Source organism: Saccharospirillum sp. (genome assembly GCF_040881935.1).
GTDB lineage: Bacteria > Pseudomonadota > Gammaproteobacteria > Pseudomonadales > Natronospirillaceae > Saccharospirillum.
On record NZ_JBBECH010000068.1, the window covers coordinates 1 to 16,901 of the forward strand.

A 16,901-nucleotide genomic window follows, 5' to 3' on the forward strand; every position below is an offset into this window, starting at 1 on the left:
ATGTAGACTCGGAGACCGCATCCATGCGGTCTAACGGCCCCCAGTAGACGCACCCAACACTCCTTCAATGGTCACTGGTTGAATTGCCACGAATTTCTAACTCATGACACCACATACTTTTGTGCACATAACAGGAAGCGAAGAATGACTGAGATGGCAACAATCATCAGCCCGGTAAACGCCACGCAATACGCCGAGCGCGCTTACCTGAACGAGGCTGAAGCCCGTGAGGCGGTTAAACGAGCGTCAGCGGCCCAGCGTGACTGGCAGACCACGCCTCTGGAAAAACGCCAGGCAGTGCTGGAACGCGCCGTTGAACTGCTTGATGAGCAGCGCGACGAATTGGCTGAAGAACTGGCCTGGCAGATGGGTCGGCCGATCAGTCAGGGCGGCGGTGAAGTTAATGGTTTTGCCGAGCGTGCCCGCTACATGCTGGCGATAGCGCCGCGTGCCCTGGCAGATCTGGAGATGCCGGACAAGCCCGGTTTTAAACGCTATATCCGGCGCGATCCGGTGGGTGTGGTACTGACCATTGCCCCCTGGAATTTTCCCTACATGACCGCCGTCAATACCGTTTGGCCGGCACTGGCGGCAGGCAATGCTGTGTTGCTCAAACATGCGCAGCAAACGCTGCTGTGTGCCGAACGGTTGCAACGGGTTCTGGCGCAGGCTGGTTTGCCCGAAGGGGTGTTTCAGGCGGTCACATTGAGCCATGAAACGACAGCCACCATCTTGAAAGAACCGGCCATTCGCTTTGTCAGTTTTACCGGCTCGGTGCGCGGTGGCCAGAGTATTCAGCAGGCTATTGCCGCCAGCGGTCAGTTTGCCGGAACCGCGCTGGAACTGGGTGGCAAAGACCCGGCCTATGTGCGGGCCGATGTTGATATTGCCGATGCCGCCATTAACCTGGCGGATGGCGCTTTCTTTAACAGCGGCCAGAGCTGCTGTTCGGTGGAACGCATCTATGTGCATCAAGATGTGTATCAGCCCTTTGTCGATGCGTTGGTCGCCGAAACCCGCAAGCTGGTGCTGGGTGACCCTCTGCAAAAATCAACCACGCTGGGTCCGCTGGTCAAAGCTTCGGCCGCTGATTTTGTGCGCGGGCAGATTGCCGACGCGGTCAAAGCCGGTGCCACAACGCTGATACAGCCCAGTGATTTCCCGGAAGATAAACCCGGTACGGCTTATCTGGCGCCGCAAATTCTGACCGGGGTCGATCACAGCATGCGGGTGATGACAGAGGAAAGTTTTGGCCCTGTGGTCGGCATTATGCCGGTGGCATCGGATGAAGAAGCCATTCAACTGATGAATGACAGCGAGTTTGGTCTGACGGCATCGATCTGGACGCGGGATCTGGAAGCCGCGGAACGCCTCGGGCGTGAAGTTCAGACCGGTACGGTGTTTATGAACCGGTGCGACGTGCTCGACCCGGCGCTGGCCTGGACCGGCGTCAAACACACCGGCCGGGGTGCTTCGCTTTCCGAAATCGGTTACGACGCCCTGACCCAACCCAAGAGCTTTCACTTACGACTGCCCAGCGGAGGCTGACCCATGACCACGGAAACATCGTTAACCGCTAACTGGGGCATGCCCAATCGCATGCTTGTCGGCCCCGATCGGCTAAAAGAACTACCATCGCTGTGCCAGGAACTAGGCTTTAAAGCGCCGCTATTGGTAACTGACCGTGGGCTGGCTGGCCTGCCCATGGTGACAAACACCCTGGCAGCGCTGACCAATGCCGGGCTCGGTGCGGCGCTTTTTGCGGACGTCGAAGGCAACCCGACTGGGCCCATGGTCGAGGCGGGTGTAGACGTGTATCGCAAGGGCAATCACGACAGCGTCGTCGCCCTGGGCGGCGGCAGCGGCCTTGATGTCGGCAAGGCCATTGCGTTTATGTCGGGCCAGACCCGGCCAATCTGGGATTTCGAAGACATCGGCGATTACTGGACACGCGCCGACGCAAAGGGCATCGCCCCGGTTATCGCCATTCCGACCACGGCCGGTACCGGCTCGGAAGTAGGGCGGGCCTCAGTGATTGCCAATGAAGCCGAACACCGCAAAATCATCGTCTTTCACCCGAAGATGCTGCCGGTAGCGGTTATTCTGGACCCGAAAGTCACCGCCGCCTTGCCCCCACACATCACCGCGGCCACCGGCCTGGATGCCTTCATCCACAGCTTCGAAGCCTACTGCGCCCCGGGCTTTCACCCGATCTGCGAAGGCATCGCGCTGGAAGGCATGCGCCTGGTATCGGCCGCACTCCCGGTTGCATACAAAGACGGCAACAACCTCGAAGCCCGCACCAAAATGCTCGCCGCCGCCAGCATGGGCGCCATCGCTTTCCAGAAAGGCCTGGGTGGCGTACACGCCATCTCCCACGCCGTCGGCGCCATGTACAACACTCACCATGGCCTCACCAACGCCGTGGTATTGCCGTACATCATGGTGCACAACCGCGCCAGCATCGAACACCGTATGGGGCCGGTGGCTCAGGCCGTAGGCTTGGAAGACACCTCATTCGATGCCCTGCTGCAGTGGGTATTGGCGTTCCGGCGCGAACTGGGTATTCCCCATACCCTGGCTGAGATCGACGTGCCAGATGATCAGGCAGACGAAGTCGGCCGCCTGGCCGCCGTTGACCCTTCCGCCGGCGGCAATCCGCAACCGCTGAATGCGGCAGTGTTGACTGAGGTATTTCGCAAGGCGGTTCGAGGCGAGTTGTAATCTCAGGCCACCTGTTGGAATACCTGGCCCTTCGAACTTCAAGCTCCGGAGGTTGGTTTTAGTGTGTTGCCAGGAGTCCGTGCCAGGCACCGGGTGTACCTGTCCGGGGTCGCCGTAAACCCGTCCATGGGGGCTAGGCTTCGGCATCCATGCCTCAGACTTCCCCGGACAGGTACACCCGGCACCCGGCACCTGACACTCCTCCTCAACACGTTAATGTTCGGTTTTTAACCAACTAAGAACTGAATTCGATCATGGCAATAAAGACTAGCGGCGGATGCCGGTGTGGTCTAGGCCCCATGGATGGGTTCACGCCGACCCCGCAGAGGCCACACCGGTGGCCGACGCGGACCAGCTCCACCCAAGCACACCCAAACTGCGGCCCGGAAACGGGCCGGACCTGTCTTGCAAAAGGGGGTGCCAAACGTCCTCTCATATCCGTATAATCTGCGCCCCATTTTCCGGGATTTGGTGAAAAATTGATCACCAGAGCCCGGCTTAGTTCAACCCGAGGTGTTCAGTGCAATTTCCCAAGCGTTACGATGTCATAGTGATCGGTGGCGGTCATGCTGGAACTGAGGCGGCGCTCGCGTCTGCCCGTACTGGTGCGCAGACGCTATTGCTGACCCACAACGCGGACACCGTCGGGGTGATGTCCTGTAACCCGGCCATTGGTGGTATTGGCAAGAGCCACCTGGTCAAGGAAATCGATGCCCTCGGCGGTGCCATGGCGCGCGCCACCGACCGTGCCGGTATTCAGTTTCGGGTGTTAAACAGCCGTAAAGGCCCGGCCGTGCGTGCGACCCGCGCCCAGGCCGACCGTCAGTTGTACCGGGCGGCGATTCGGGAAATTGTTGAACTGCAGCCGAATCTGGAACTGTTTCAGCAGTCGGCTGACGATCTGTTGCTGGAAAACGACGTCGTTACCGGCGTTGTTACCCAAACCGGCATTCGCATCATGGCCGAAACCGTGGTGCTGACGGCGGGCACCTTTCTTGGCGGCAAAATTCACGTCGGCATGCAGAACTATTCCGGTGGCCGTATGGGCGATGCGCCCAGCAATGCCCTGTCGCATCGGTTGCGTGAATTGCCGTTCCGCGTCGGTCGCCTGAAAACCGGTACCCCGGCGCGCATCGACGGCCGTAGCCTGGATTACAGCCAGTTGACCGAGCAACCCGGCGATACGCCGCTGCCGGTCATGTCCTATATGGGCCGGGTCGAAGAGCACCCGCGCCAGGTTTCCTGCTGGATCGCCCACACCACCGAGCAGACGCACCACATCATCCGCAACAATCTGCACCAGTCGCCGATGTATGCCGGTGAGATCGAAGGCATCGGCCCGCGCTATTGTCCGTCGATTGAAGACAAGGTCACCCGCTTTGCCGACAAGACCAGTCACCAGGTGTTCGTAGAACCCGAAGGGCTGACCACCTATGAAATGTACCCGAACGGCATCTCCACCAGCCTGCCGTTCGATGTGCAGATCGACTTTATCCAAAGCATCAAAGGCTTCGAAAACGCCCACATCACCCGGCCGGGTTACGCCATCGAATACGATTACTTCGATCCGCGTGACCTGAAGCACAGCCTGGAAACCAAGTTCATTGGCAACCTGTTCTTTGCCGGTCAGATTAACGGCACCACCGGCTACGAAGAAGCCGCTGCCCAGGGCTTGCTGGCCGGGGTCAACGCTGCCCGTCGTGCCGCCGGTGAAGAAGCCTGGACGCCACGTCGTGACGAAGCTTATTTGGGCGTGCTGGTTGACGACCTGATCACCATGGGCACGCTGGAGCCGTACCGGATGTTCACCAGCCGCGCCGAATATCGCTTGCTGTTGCGTGAAGACAACGCCGATGCGCGGTTGACTGAAACGGGACGTTCGCTTGGCTTGGTCGATGATGTTCGCTGGGCCGCCTTCAGCACCAAACAGGACGCCATCGTCCGCGAAACCCAGCGACTGACCAGCACCTGGGTGCAGCCGAAATCGGCTGAGGCGCAGGCATTGCACGATAAGCTGGCACAGCCACTGTCGCGCGAGACCACATTGCGCGACCTGCTGAAACGGCCACAACTGACGTATGCCGATATTGCCGACCTGGTGCCGACAGACGCACTGGACCCGGCGGTGAGCGAACAAGTCGAGATCAGTGCCAAATACGAAGGCTATATTCAGCGCCAGCAGGACGACATCGACACACTGCGCCGCCACGAGAGCATGAAGCTACCGGCGGAACTGAATTTCGAGGCCATCGGCGGCCTGTCGAACGAAGTGAAACAGAAGTTGAAGCAGGCCCGGCCGGAAACCCTGGCGCAAGCGTCGCGCATCTCTGGCGTGACACCGGCGGCGGTCTCGATGCTGATGATTCACCTGAAAAAGCAGTCGGCGGCGAGCAAAGCCGCTCAGGTGGAGCAACACAGCGCATGAGTGAGCGTTACGCATCGCTGTTAAGTGACGGTCTGGCTGAGCTGGGCATTGAACTTGAAACCGCTGTTCAGCAGCGATTGCTCGCCTATCACTCACTGTTGATGAAGTGGAACAGGGCATACAACCTGACCTCGGTGCGCAGACCGGAAGAAATGATTACCCGGCATCTGCTCGATAGCCTGTCGATTCTGCCTTTCGTCGGCCCGGGCGATCTGCTGGATGTAGGTACCGGCCCTGGCCTGCCTGGCATGATTCTGGCGCTGATCGACCCACAGAAACCGGTGACGCTGCTCGACAGCAACGGCAAGAAGACCCGTTTTTTGACTCAGGTGAAGCTGGAACTGGGTGTCGGCAATGTCACCGTCGTGCACAGCCGGCTCGAAGCCTGGCAGCCAGAGCGAACCTTCTCACAAATCTCGTCACGCGCCTTTGCCACTCTGGCCGATATGGTGGCAAAATCCCGGCATCTGCTGGCACCGGGTGGCCACTTTCTGGCCATGAAAGGCCTGTACCCAACCGACGAGATCGCTGCATTGCCGGGCGATATCCAGGTCGATCGGGTGACACCACTGACCGTTCCGGGCAGCGCTTTACTCAGTGCGGACGCGCGACATCTGGTACAGTTGTCGGCCCGAACGACATAAGGATTCGGCTTTGACACATATTTTTGCCATTACCAACCAGAAAGGCGGCGTCGGCAAGACCACTACCGCCACCAATCTGCCCGCCTCTCTGGTGGCGATGAAGCGCAAGGTGCTGGTCGTGGACCTGGACCCGCAGGGCAATGCCACCATGGGCAGCGGCATCAGCAAGAATGAGATCGACATCAGTGTCTACGATGTCATCACTGGCAAGGCCGGCTGCGCTGAGGCCGTTGTCACCACCCCCGAGGCCGGCTATGACCTGCTGCCCGCCAATGGCGAGCTGACGGCCGCCGAAGTTGAGCTGATGTCGGTGAAGATGAAAGAGCACCGGCTGCAGTACGCCCTGGCCGAAGTGAAGCATAAATACGACTACATCTTTATCGACTGCCCGCCGTCGCTCAACATGCTGACGGTGAACGCCCTGGCCGCCGCCGAGCAGGTGCTGATCCCGATGCAGTGCGAATACTACGCGCTGGAAGGCCTGGCCGCGCTGATGGACACCATCCACAGCATTCAGAAGGTGGTGAATCCGAAGCTGCAAATCGGCGGTCTGCTGCGCACTATGTACGACCCGCGCAACAGCCTGACCAACGATGTCTCCGATCAGCTGAAGAGCCATTTTGGCGACAAGCTATATAGTTCGGTGATTCCGCGTAACGTGCGGCTGGCGGAGGCGCCCAGTTACGGCACACCAGTATTGCAGTACGACCGCACCTCCAAAGGCGCGCTGGCCTACCTGGCACTGGCTGGAGAAATGGTTCGCCGGGTCGAGGGCATCAAGGCACCCGATACCGAACATTTAACAGGAACTGTGTAAATGGCAGCTAAGAAACGAGGCTTGGGACGAGGCCTGGACGCCCTGATCACAACCCGACGGGAAGTCGAGGCCATTGCTGACCAGCCGGTAGCTCGTGTCAATGACGGCAGTTTGCGCATGTTGCCGGTTGAGTGGATTCGTCGTGGCACCTACCAGCCCCGGCGTGATATGTCAGCCGACGGGCTTGAAGAACTCGCCGCGTCGATTCGTGCCCAGGGCGTGATGCAGCCCGTTGTGGTGCGTCCCCAGGGCCCTGAATCCTATGAGCTGATTGCCGGTGAGCGTCGCTGGCGCGCCTCGCAGATGGCCGGGCTGGATCAGATACCGGCGGTGATTCGCGATGTCTCCGACGAAGACGCCATTGCCATGGCGCTGATCGAGAACATTCAGCGCGAAAACCTGAACCCGATGGAGGAAGCGCTGGCGTTGCAACGCCTGCAGAAAGAATTCGACCTGACCCAGGCTGGCGTTGCCGAAGCCGTCGGTAAAAACCGGGTCACCGTAACCAACCTGCTGCGCCTGATCAGTCTGGAAGCCGATGTGCGTCGTATGCTTGAGCACGGTGACCTGGAAATGGGTCATGCACGGGCGTTATTGGGTGTGCAGGGCGAGCAACAGATCGAAGCAGCTCGTCAGGTGGTGGCCAAAGGCATGACAGTGCGGCAGACCGAACAACTGGTGCGCAACCTGGTGGAAGGTAAAAAGACCGGGCTCGATCGCGCCGAACATAAACCCGATGCCAACATTCAGAATCTTGAAGAAATGTTGTCGCAGCGCCTGGGCGCTTCGGTGTCGATCAAGCATGGTGCGCGTGGCAAAGGCTCGCTGGTGATCAAATACAACAGTCTGGATGAGCTCGACGGCATCCTGAACCATGTAAAGTAGGGCCTGACAGCGTTCAAATAGGTTGAATTGCGTTCAAAAACAACAATTTGCCGGAAAGCGGCCAAGTCGGAATGAGAGCATGTTGCGTGTTGATGCAACTAGCCGACTCCAATATACTCTGCCGAGTTTTGCCGAGCCTCCAGTGGCCCGGTACCGCTCAAACCCGGATAACAAGCGGGGCAGGCCTTGAGAAAGGCGCCCAAACCGCCCTGTCGTTCAGCCCTACGAAAACAGCTGAACTGCATGAAATACAGGGCATATGACAATAACCGGGACAGAACAGTGGTTTTTCAACAAGCACGGTCCAAACCGGTTCCCCGGCCTTCGGCCTGGCGGCTGGTGACGTTTCAGGCGGTCGCCGCCCTGATCATCGGCCTGGTGGTGGTCGTATTGATCCCGGACGTCTGGTTGGAAGTAATGATGGCTGGCGCCCTGTGCCTGGTGGCACAGAGCTATTTTACCTGGCGTAGCCTGCGACATTTTGGCTCGCGTCATACAGCCCTGTTTGTGGTGGCGACGTCCCAGGGGCTGTTTGGCAAATGGATTATTCTGGCAGCAGGTTTGATACCGGTGTGGGTCACCCAACCGGACCTGAGCGCCATAACAATGTTGCTGGTAGTGGTGATACTGAACACCCTGTCTGCGATGTTGGCACCGATTCTGGTTAAGTAACCGCTCTAACGGGCGGCCAATAGGGGTAAAGTGACATATGGCAAGTGAAGCTGGCGGTTACGCCAATGCGGGCGAGTACATCTCGCACCACCTGACCAACCTCACTTATGGGAAGTTGGAAGCGGGTACGACGATGTGCGATGGCTCGACTCTGAACGCGACTCAGTGGGTGCTGGGTGCCTGTTCTGCGGAGATCAGCGCCATGGGATTTATGGCCTTTCATGTGGACAGCATGTTGTGGTCCATCGGGCTCGGCGCGATTTTCCTGTTTTTGTTCTGGCGAGTGGGCAAGACTGCCACTCAGGGTGTGCCTACGGGGATGCAGAACTTCGTCGAAACCATCGTCGAGTTCATTGACAGCCAGGTGCGGGATACTTTCCATGGCAAAAACCCGTGGATTGCACCGATTGCGCTGACAGTCTTCGTCTGGGTGTTCCTGTCGAACCTGATGGACATCGTTCCGGTCGACCTGATCCCTTATACCCTGGAACTGATGGGTGTGAAGTTTCAGAAAATCGTCCCCTCGACCGACCCGAATATCACCCTGGGTACGGCGGTGTTTGTGTTTATGCTGATGATCTACTATTCCTTCAAAGTGAAGGGCTTTGGCTTCATCAAGGAATTGTCGTTCACACCCTTTAATCACTGGATCTTTGTTCCGTTCAACCTCTTCCTGGAGTTGGTCGGACTGATCGCGAAGCCGTTTTCTCTCGGTCTTCGTCTGTTCGGTAACCTCTACGCAGCGGAAATGATCTTCATCCTGATCGCGCTGATGTTTGGTGCCGGCTTCTTCTTCGCCGCCTTTGCTGGCGTGCTGCAGATGGCGTGGGCTATTTTCCACATCATGGTCATTCCGTTGCAGGCGTTCATCTTTATGGTGTTGACCATCGTGTACCTGAGTCAGGCCCACGAAGACCACTAGTTTGGTCGTCGGGTAGGCTCGATGGCTGCCCCGAATTTCTAAAAGAAAGTTTAAACTTGAAAGCTCTAAACCTTAACGATAGAAAACTTAGGAGAAAAACATGGAACTGGTATTTGTCGCCGCTGCAATCATGATGGGTTTTGGTGCGATTGGTGCTGCTATTGGCATCGGCATGCTGGGTGGTAAGTTGTTGGATTCTACTGCTCGCCAGCCTGAACTGGGCCCAATGCTGCAGACCAAATTCTTCATCGTAGCCGGCCTGGTAGACGCGATCCCCATTATCGGTGTTGGTATCGCGATGTACCTGATCTTCGTCGTGGCTGGTTAATCAATCAGTCCTTTGGGTACTCTGATTAAACCAACCAAAACGAGGTGAAGGCGTGAATTTCAACGCAACGTTTATTGGACAAATCGTCGTCTTTGCCATTTTCGTCTGGTTCTGCGCCAAATTTGTATGGCCTCCGATCATGGATGCCATGCAGGCCCGCCAGAAGAAAATTGCCGAAGGGCTCGATTCCGCCGACCGTGCTGCCAAAGATCTTGAATTGGCACAACACGATGTGGCGAAAAAGCTGCAGGAAGCCAAGCAGGAAGCCGCTGCCATCCTCGAGCAAGCCAACAAGCGCGCCGCGCAGTTGGTTGATGAAGCGAAAGCTGAAGCTCGTGTAGAAGGTGAGCGCATTGTGGCTGCCGCCCAGTCCGAGGTCGATAAAGAAGTGAACGCCGCGCGTGAAGAACTGCGCAGCCGGATCTCTGAACTGACCCTGGCCGGTGCGGAACGCATTCTGGGCTCCGAAGTCGACGCGAAAAAACACAGCGAGTTGTTGGATAAGCTGGCAGCCGAGCTGTAAGGAGGGATCATGGCAGAATTAAGTACGCTGGCCCGTCCTTACGCCAAAGCCGCGTTCAACGCAGCTCTGGACAGTAAGCAACTGGATGCCTGGTCGACGCAATTGTCGACACTGGCCGCTATCAGCCAGCATGAGACGGTTGATCGACTCATTGCCAACCCTGAGCTGTCCGCCGCTGATAAAGTACGTACTTTGCAGCAACTCGCCGGCGATGCTCTGAACGAGGGCGGGTCTAACCTGGTCAGCGTGCTGGCTGAAAATCGTCGTCTTGCACTGCTGACCGAGATCAGCGAACAGTTCGAAGTGCTGAAAGCGGAGCAGGAAAAAACCGCCGATGTTCTGGTGACCAGTGCATTTTCCTTGAGCGACAGCCAGCAAAAGACGCTGGCCGACAAACTGACCGCCAAATTCAGCCGCCAGGTGCAGTTGACCGTCGAAATCGACGAGTCATTACTGGGCGGTGTGGTGATCAGGTCTGGTGACACGGTCATCGACGGGTCGGTCCGCGGCAAGTTGGCGAAACTCGCTGAAGCAATGAATTCCTAGTGAGGGAAAAAGAATGCAGCAACTGAATCCTTCAGAAATCAGTGACATCATCAAGGAGCGTATCGGCAAACTCGATACCAGCTCCAAGGCCCAGAACGAAGGCACCATCGTCAGCGTATCCGACGGTATCGTGCGTATTCATGGTCTGGCCGATGTCATGTCTGGTGAGATGATTGAGTTCCACAACGGCCTGTTCGGTATGGCCTTGAACCTGGAGCAAGACTCTGTTGGTGCGATCGTGTTGGGTGACTACAAAGATCTGGCTGAAGGCCAGACCTGTAAGTGCACCGGTCGCATCCTGGAAGTTCCCATTGGTCCGGAATTGCTCGGTCGCGTCGTCGACGCCCTGGGCAACCCGATCGACGGCAAGGGCCCGGTGAAAACCACCCTGACCGATCCGCTGGAAAAGGTCGCGCCGGGCGTTATTGCCCGTCAGTCGGTCGACCAGCCGGTACAAACGGGCTATAAAGCCGTTGACGCCATGGTGCCGATTGGCCGTGGTCAGCGTGAGCTGATCATTGGTGACCGTCAGACCGGTAAGACCGCTCTGGCCGTCGACGCCATCATGGCTCAGAAAAACTCCGGCATTAAGTGTGTCTACGTCGCTATTGGTCAGAAGCAGTCGACCATCGCCAACGTAGTGCGCAAGCTGGAAGAGCACGGTGCCATGGAGTACACCACCATTGTAGCCGCTTCGGCCTCGGAACCTGCTTCGATGCAGTTCCTGGCGCCGTACGCCGGTTGCACCATGGGTGAATACTTCCGCGACCGCGGTGAAGACGCTCTGATCATTTACGATGACCTGTCCAAACAGGCCGTTGCCTACCGTCAGATCTCTCTGCTGCTGCGTCGTCCGCCGGGCCGTGAAGCCTTCCCGGGTGATGTGTTCTACTTGCACTCCCGTTTGCTGGAACGCGCATCACGCGTGAACGCTGACTACGTTGAACAGTTCACCAAGGGTGAAGTGAAAGGCAAGACCGGTTCTCTGACCGCCTTGCCGATCATTGAAACCCAGGGTGGTGACGTATCGGCGTTTGTACCAACCAACGTGATTTCCATTACCGACGGTCAGATCTTCCTGGAGACCGACCTGTTCAACGCCGGTATTCGTCCTGCGATGAACGCCGGTATTTCGGTATCGCGTGTGGGTGGTTCCGCCCAGACCAAGATCATCAAGAAGCTGGCCGGTGGTATTCGTACCGCTCTGGCTCAGTACCGTGAACTGGCGGCATTCTCCCAGTTCGCGTCGGATCTTGACGAAGCGACCAAGGCTCAGTTGGAGCATGGTCAGCGCGTTACCGAGCTGATGAAGCAAGGCCAGTATGCACCCTTGACGGTTGCAGAGATGGCTGTCTCAGTTTACGCCGCCAACGAAGGCCACCTGAAAGCTTTGGAAATCAAAGAAATCGGGCGGTTTGAGGCGGCACTGCACTCCTACATGAACAGCGAACACGCGGATCTGATCAAACAGATCAACGATACCGGCAACTATAACGACGACATTGCCGCTTCGCTGAAGGACGCTTTGGAAAAATTCAAAGCAACGCAGACCTGGTAATTCACCGGCTGTCTTCGGACAGCCGATTGAACTGAGGCATTGCTATGGCAGCCGGAAAAGAGATTCGCACGAAAATATCGGGCATTAAAAACACGCAGAAGATTACTTCCGCGATGGAGATGGTCGCTGCGAGTAAAAAGCGTAAAGCTCAGGACCGGATGGACGCCAGTAAGCCCTATGCTGACAAAATCCGGGCGGTGATCGGGCATTTGGCGAACGCCAACCCCGAATACCGTCATCCTTATCTGATGGAACGTGACGTCAAGCGGGTGGGTTACATCGTAATCTCAACCGATCGCGGCCTGTGTGGCGGGTTGAACGCTAACCTGTTCAAGCAGGTCGCAAAAGACGTGACTGACTGGAAGAGCAAGGGCGCAACGGTGCAAGTATGTGCCATTGGCAGCAAGGGTACGGGTTACTTCAAGTCACGCGGCTACGACGTAGTGGCGAGCATGACCCAGTTGGGCGACAAGCCCGCTGTGAGTGACCTGATTGGCGGCGTTAAAGTCATGCTCGACGACTTTAATTCCGGCAAAATCGACCGCTTGTTTGTGGTGTTTAACGAATTTGTGAACACCATGGTGCAAAAGCCCGGGATTGAGCAGCTGTTGCCATTGAAGGCCGCTGAAGACGAGACGTCGCGCCGACATACCTGGGACTACATTTACGAGCCAAATGCCGAAGCGCTGCTGGATCATCTGCTGGTTCGCTATGTCGAATCGGTGGTGTATCAGGGCGTGGTGGAAAATCTGGCTTGTGAACAGGCTTCGCGCATGATGGCAATGAAGAGCGCCACTGATAATGCCGGAGAACTGATCGACAGTCTCAATATGGAATACAACAAGGCGCGTCAGGCAGCCATTACCCAAGAGATCGCCGAGATCGTGGGTGGCGCCTCAGCGGTTTCATAATACGGTTTTGAGAGGATACAGAAGATGAGTAGCGGACGTATCACACAGATTATTGGTGCTGTCGTTGACGTGGAATTCCCACGTGACAACGTACCAAAAGTTTACGACGCGTTGAAAGTCGCTGAAGTGAACCTGACCCTGGAAGTGCAGCAGCAGTTGGGCGATGGCGTTGTACGTACCATTGCCATGGGCAGCACCGAAGGCGTTAAGCGTGGACTGAGCGTAGAAAGCACCGGCACCGGTATTACCGTACCGGTCGGTGTTGCGACCCTGGGTCGTATCATGAACGTACTGGGCGAGCCTATCGACGAGCGCGGCGACATCGGTGCCGATGACCACATGGTCATTCACCGCGACGCCCCGACTTATGCCGAACAGGCACAAAGCCAGGACCTGCTGGAAACCGGCATCAAGGTAATCGACCTGATCTGCCCGTTCGCCAAGGGTGGTAAAGTGGGTTTGTTCGGTGGTGCCGGTGTAGGCAAAACCGTAAACATGCTTGAGCTGATTAACAACATCGCGACCGAGCACAGTGGTTTGTCTGTGTTTGCCGGTGTGGGTGAGCGGACTCGTGAAGGTAACGATTTCTATCACGAAATGTCCGAAGCCGGTGTTATCAAGCTGGACAAACTGTCCGAATCGAAAGTGGCCATGGTTTACGGCCAGATGAACGAACCCCCCGGTAACCGTTTGCGGGTTGCACTGACCGGCCTGACCATGGCTGAGAAGTTCCGTGACGAAGGCCGTGACGTTCTGTTCTTCGTGGATAACATCTACCGTTACACCCTGGCCGGTACCGAAGTATCAGCTCTGTTGGGTCGTATGCCGTCTGCGGTAGGTTACCAGCCGACGCTGGCGGAAGAGATGGGTGTTCTGCAGGAACGTATTACCTCAACCAAGACCGGGTCTATTACCTCGGTTCAGGCGGTATACGTACCTGCGGATGACTTGACCGACCCGTCACCGGCTACAACCTTTGCTCACTTGGATGCAACCGTTGTACTGAGCCGTGACATTGCCGCACTGGGTATTTACCCGGCGGTTGACCCGCTGGGCTCTACTTCGCGTCAGCTCGACCCGCTGGTTATCGGTAACGAGCATTACGACTGTGCCCGTGGCGTTCAGGGTGTTCTGCAGAGCTATAAAGAGCTGAAGGACATCATCGCGATTCTGGGTATGGACGAATTGTCTGACGAAGACAAAATGATCGTGGCCCGTGCCCGTAAGATCGAGCGTTTCCTGTCTCAGCCGTTCCACGTTGCCGAGATTTTCACCGGCGCGCCTGGCAAGTACGTGTCGCTGAAAGAAACCATTCGTGGTTTCCAGGGCATTCTGGACGGCGAGTACGATCAGGTTCCCGAGCAGGATTTCTACATGAAAGGCACCATCGATGAAGTGATGGAAGCCTACAATGCTCGCTCCAAGAAGGGCTGATCGCGCCGGGGGTTAACATGGCTATGACAGTACACTGCGACATCGTCAGCGCGGAAGAAAACATCTTCTCGGGGCTGGTTGAAACCGTCGTTTGTGAGGGCGAAATGGGTGAGCTGGGTATCAAGCCCAGTCACGCGCCTTTGCTGACACGGCTGAACCCGGCACCGGTTCGGTTGATTCTGCAGAACGGGTCGGAAGAAGTGTTCTACGTATCCGGCGGCTTCCTTGAAGTCCAGCCGCACGTCGTGACCATTCTGGCCGATACCGCACTGCGCGGTGGTGACATCGACATGGCGGCAGCTGAAAAAGCCAAAGCCGATGCCGAGAAAATCATCGCCAGCAAAATCGCTGAAGAAGAATTCGCGGTGGTGGCAGCTGATCTGGCGCGTGCGTCAGCCCAGTTGCGCACTCTACGCGAACTGAAGCGACTGCGCGGCAAGAAATAACTGGCTTTAGTGGCTTGTTAAAAAGCGACCTCCGGGTCGTTTTTTTTTGTTTGCCCGGCGAAGCCGGCAAACCCGTCCGCCTGAAAGACGAAGTTGAAAGCGCTGACGAAGCGAAACGGTGGTGCAGGGCTGGCGGATATTATCCGTGAGCTGAATACCAATCGAACCGACTGGTATCACCTGGCTGGTTTAGTAAACTGGTGCCTGCGGATTGTATTGAGAGTGTGTCATGCTGACGACTAACGGGTTGTGCCGGGGACTGTTTCTAACGGCTGTTCTGCTTGCCGTACATCCAGGGTATGCTGCAACCGAAACCGTGCCGCCGCCTGCGCCCTGGCTGCAGGTGATTCGCGATACCCCCTATGTATTTAGCGATGGTTTTTACCAGAACATATCCATCATCCGACGCTGGGTATTACTGGAGCAGAGTTATTGCGGGGAACCGGATCGACATATTTTATTTGATCAGCGCGGACGCTTTCTGACCTGGTTCGAAAACGAAGCGACGGTCGCGGAAAACCAACAGCGACTCAACCAGCTTCGGGATACGCTGTATCAGGAAGACCGCGTGCATCGCTGGATAGCCGGGTCGGCCACCGAGACCGGTTATCCCTTTGCCTTACGCTGCGATCAGCCTCATGTTGATCTCGATGCTGCCATCGACCGGCTACTGGGTATCGACCCGGCGGACCGGGTCTGGGGAACCTGGGATGGAATGTCGGCTGGCTCGGAACAGGAGCCGATAGCCCTGGTCGACCTGGTGCTGCAGGTATTCAACGATAAAGCGGCCCGGCAGGGTTTTCAGCCGGATGATGCCGTTATGGAAGCGTTTATCGGGCAAATCGTGATTGAAAGCGGTGCCCGCAAGGAGAGCTTTTCAGCGTCCCGCGCTGTTGGCCTGTTGCAATTGCGGCCGGAAGTGCTGGCCGATTGCGAAATTGCCGAACGCTTTCATTTGCACCGGATGGCTCAGGTGGATTGCGCAGTCAGGTTGTATCAGCAAAATGACCGCAACCTGAGACCGGTGTTTGATCAGCGCTTTGGCCATCTGCCGGACGATCAACGCGAACAGTTGTATTCGCTGTTGTTGGTTCAGGCATACCATGGCGGCATCGGGCGGCTGATGCAGTTGCTGGGTGACGATGAACCGGGTGCCGCCGCACAGCATTTTGCCGCCGATGCAGGGCGTTATAGCCCCGAAGACATCGCGTTGGGTCTGGTGTTTCACAATATGGGACGCATCAGCCTGGGGCTCGACTCTTTGTACTACCTGATCGATGTGCGCATTGCCACCGAGGCTGTATGTGCGGCCCAGCCAGGGGTGTGTGAACCGGTTACCGACGCCACTCAATCGACCAGTTCTGATCCCGGGCAAAGTGATTGACCGCCTGTATTGAGGGAAACCACTCGCTGAGCAGCACGTCTGCTGCCTTGTCGGGCTCGGCGTAAACCACCAGAAACAATCCGCCGGGCTCTTCAGGGTCCTCACTGAGCAGGCAGTAGCCGCGATAGTAATTGCCCTCGACGATTTCACCCAGGCAGTTGAGTTGCAGCGTCAGACCCATTTCAGCGTTGCCCGATTGCGAGTTTTTCCATGCGCTGGGCCAGATCGAAATCTTTGGCCGAGATGCCGCCAGCATCGTGGGTGGTTAGCTGCACTTTAACGGTGTTGTAAACATTGAACCATTCCGGGTGATGGTTGTTCTTTTCAGCGACGATGGCCGTCTGGGTCATAAAACCAAAAGCGGTTATAAAGTTGGAGAAGGTAAAGGTTTTGGTCAGCTTGTCGTCTTCCAACTGCCAGGGGAGCTCCAGATCTGTGTTCAGTGTCGCCAGCTCAGATTTGCATTCGACCGGGGTGTAGGCGTTTGTCATTGGGAATCCTTCTGATGACCAAGTGAACCTTCACCATAGCAAGGCCGCCTTCCACTGTGAAATGTCATCGCCCGGTGGTGGTTGCCTGCATCTGTCAGCCGGTCGCTACAATTGAGCAACCAATGAAAGGGAAAGTGACCCATGGACTGCCTGGTCCCGTAATGGACAGCAACACCTTGACTATGAAAATG

The 16,901-nt window shown here is 57.0% G+C and carries 18 protein-coding genes; 16 read left to right on the plus strand and 2 right to left on the minus strand.

Annotated elements, in window-relative coordinates:
• The first annotated feature begins 144 nt into the window (after window positions 1-144).
• The 16 genes from WEB54_RS12660 (at window position 145) to WEB54_RS12735 (ending at window position 16,219) form a co-directional block, all read left to right on the plus strand.
• Entirely contained in the window at window positions 145-1,548 is a 1,404-nt protein-coding gene (locus WEB54_RS12660; protein WP_368055572.1) for an aldehyde dehydrogenase family protein, read from the plus strand.
• A gap of 3 nt (window positions 1,549-1,551) precedes the next feature.
• Window positions 1,552-2,724, plus strand: coding sequence for an iron-containing alcohol dehydrogenase (locus WEB54_RS12665; RefSeq protein WP_368055574.1), 1,173 nt, complete (start codon window positions 1,552-1,554; stop codon window positions 2,722-2,724).
• Window positions 2,725-3,244: 520 nt separating this feature from the next.
• Window positions 3,245-5,149: a tRNA uridine-5-carboxymethylaminomethyl(34) synthesis enzyme MnmG gene (gene mnmG / locus WEB54_RS12670; RefSeq protein ID WP_368056018.1), complete on the plus strand. Its 1,905-nt coding sequence runs from the start codon at window positions 3,245-3,247 to the stop codon at window positions 5,147-5,149.
• Window positions 5,146-5,793: a 16S rRNA (guanine(527)-N(7))-methyltransferase RsmG gene (rsmG, locus tag WEB54_RS12675; RefSeq protein ID WP_368055690.1), complete on the plus strand. Its 648-nt coding sequence runs from the start codon at window positions 5,146-5,148 to the stop codon at window positions 5,791-5,793. The genes mnmG and rsmG overlap by 4 nt, the downstream gene beginning before the upstream one ends.
• 10 nt (window positions 5,794-5,803) lie before the next feature.
• Entirely contained in the window at window positions 5,804-6,610 is an 807-nt protein-coding gene (locus WEB54_RS12680) for a ParA family protein (protein WP_368055689.1), read from the plus strand.
• Entirely contained in the window at window positions 6,611-7,495 is an 885-nt protein-coding gene (locus WEB54_RS12685) for a ParB/RepB/Spo0J family partition protein (protein WP_368055687.1), read from the plus strand.
• 282 nt (window positions 7,496-7,777) lie between these two features.
• Window positions 7,778-8,167 carry a hypothetical protein gene (locus tag WEB54_RS12690; RefSeq protein ID WP_368055686.1) on the plus strand — a complete coding sequence of 130 codons (390 nt, stop codon included), beginning with the start codon at window positions 7,778-7,780 and terminating at the stop codon, window positions 8,165-8,167.
• 37 nt (window positions 8,168-8,204) lie between these two features.
• Window positions 8,205-9,089 carry a F0F1 ATP synthase subunit A gene (gene atpB, locus WEB54_RS12695; RefSeq protein WP_368055684.1) on the plus strand — a complete coding sequence of 295 codons (885 nt, stop codon included), beginning with the start codon at window positions 8,205-8,207 and terminating at the stop codon, window positions 9,087-9,089.
• Between the two features lie 100 nt (window positions 9,090-9,189).
• A complete protein-coding gene (gene atpE / locus WEB54_RS12700; protein WP_368055682.1) occupies window positions 9,190-9,417 on the plus strand; it encodes a F0F1 ATP synthase subunit C in 228 nt (75 codons plus the stop codon).
• A gap of 52 nt (window positions 9,418-9,469) precedes the next feature.
• On the plus strand, window positions 9,470-9,940 hold the full coding sequence (locus WEB54_RS12705; protein WP_028671025.1) for a F0F1 ATP synthase subunit B: 471 nt from the start codon (window positions 9,470-9,472) through the stop codon (window positions 9,938-9,940).
• Window positions 9,941-9,949: 9 nt separating this feature from the next.
• Entirely contained in the window at window positions 9,950-10,486 is a 537-nt protein-coding gene (locus WEB54_RS12710; protein ID WP_368055680.1) for a F0F1 ATP synthase subunit delta, read from the plus strand.
• Between the two features lie 13 nt (window positions 10,487-10,499).
• Window positions 10,500-12,044, plus strand: a complete 1,545-nt coding sequence (gene atpA / locus WEB54_RS12715; RefSeq protein ID WP_368055678.1) for a F0F1 ATP synthase subunit alpha — start codon at window positions 10,500-10,502, stop codon at window positions 12,042-12,044.
• A gap of 44 nt (window positions 12,045-12,088) precedes the next feature.
• Window positions 12,089-12,955: a F0F1 ATP synthase subunit gamma gene (gene atpG, locus WEB54_RS12720; protein WP_368055676.1), complete on the plus strand. Its 867-nt coding sequence runs from the start codon at window positions 12,089-12,091 to the stop codon at window positions 12,953-12,955.
• 24 nt (window positions 12,956-12,979) lie between these two features.
• Window positions 12,980-14,389: a F0F1 ATP synthase subunit beta gene (atpD, locus tag WEB54_RS12725; protein WP_368055674.1), complete on the plus strand. Its 1,410-nt coding sequence runs from the start codon at window positions 12,980-12,982 to the stop codon at window positions 14,387-14,389.
• A 17-nt stretch (window positions 14,390-14,406) separates the two neighbouring features.
• Entirely contained in the window at window positions 14,407-14,835 is a 429-nt protein-coding gene (locus WEB54_RS12730) for a F0F1 ATP synthase subunit epsilon (protein WP_368055672.1), read from the plus strand.
• A 229-nt stretch (window positions 14,836-15,064) separates the two neighbouring features.
• On the plus strand, window positions 15,065-16,219 hold the full coding sequence (locus WEB54_RS12735) for a hypothetical protein (protein WP_368056020.1): 1,155 nt from the start codon (window positions 15,065-15,067) through the stop codon (window positions 16,217-16,219).
• On the opposite strand, the gene WEB54_RS12740 is transcribed toward WEB54_RS12735, so the two are convergent.
• On the minus strand, window positions 16,170-16,400 hold the full coding sequence (locus tag WEB54_RS12740) for a hypothetical protein (protein WP_368055668.1): 231 nt from the start codon (window positions 16,398-16,400) through the stop codon (window positions 16,170-16,172). The two genes, WEB54_RS12735 and WEB54_RS12740, sit on opposite strands and share 50 nt — an antisense overlap.
• A gap of 1 nt (window position 16,401) precedes the next feature.
• Entirely contained in the window at window positions 16,402-16,710 is a 309-nt protein-coding gene (locus WEB54_RS12745) for a 4a-hydroxytetrahydrobiopterin dehydratase (RefSeq protein WP_368055666.1), read from the minus strand.
• Window positions 16,711-16,901 lie beyond the last annotated feature (191 nt).

Excerpts from the sequence above, each read along its gene's own strand:
- WEB54_RS12745 (WP_368055666.1), bottom strand. The coding sequence starts at position 16,710 with ATGACAAACGCCTACACCCCGGTCGAATGCAAATCTGAGCTGGCGACA.
- WEB54_RS12685 (WP_368055687.1), top strand. The coding sequence starts at position 6,611 with ATGGCAGCTAAGAAACGAGGCTTGGGACGAGGCCTGGACGCCCTGATC.
- WEB54_RS12740 (WP_368055668.1), bottom strand. The coding sequence starts at position 16,400 with ATGGGTCTGACGCTGCAACTCAACTGCCTGGGTGAAATCGTCGAGGGC.
- atpA (WP_368055678.1), top strand. The coding sequence starts at position 10,500 with ATGCAGCAACTGAATCCTTCAGAAATCAGTGACATCATCAAGGAGCGT.
- atpG (WP_368055676.1), top strand. The coding sequence starts at position 12,089 with ATGGCAGCCGGAAAAGAGATTCGCACGAAAATATCGGGCATTAAAAAC.
- rsmG (WP_368055690.1), top strand. The coding sequence starts at position 5,146 with ATGAGTGAGCGTTACGCATCGCTGTTAAGTGACGGTCTGGCTGAGCTG.
- atpD (WP_368055674.1), top strand. The coding sequence starts at position 12,980 with ATGAGTAGCGGACGTATCACACAGATTATTGGTGCTGTCGTTGACGTG.
- WEB54_RS12735 (WP_368056020.1), top strand. The coding sequence starts at position 15,065 with ATGCTGACGACTAACGGGTTGTGCCGGGGACTGTTTCTAACGGCTGTT.
- atpE (WP_368055682.1), top strand. The coding sequence starts at position 9,190 with ATGGAACTGGTATTTGTCGCCGCTGCAATCATGATGGGTTTTGGTGCG.
- WEB54_RS12665 (WP_368055574.1), top strand. The coding sequence starts at position 1,552 with ATGACCACGGAAACATCGTTAACCGCTAACTGGGGCATGCCCAATCGC.
- WEB54_RS12730 (WP_368055672.1), top strand. The coding sequence starts at position 14,407 with ATGGCTATGACAGTACACTGCGACATCGTCAGCGCGGAAGAAAACATC.
- atpB (WP_368055684.1), top strand. The coding sequence starts at position 8,205 with ATGGCAAGTGAAGCTGGCGGTTACGCCAATGCGGGCGAGTACATCTCG.
- WEB54_RS12660 (WP_368055572.1), top strand. The coding sequence starts at position 145 with ATGACTGAGATGGCAACAATCATCAGCCCGGTAAACGCCACGCAATAC.
- WEB54_RS12710 (WP_368055680.1), top strand. The coding sequence starts at position 9,950 with ATGGCAGAATTAAGTACGCTGGCCCGTCCTTACGCCAAAGCCGCGTTC.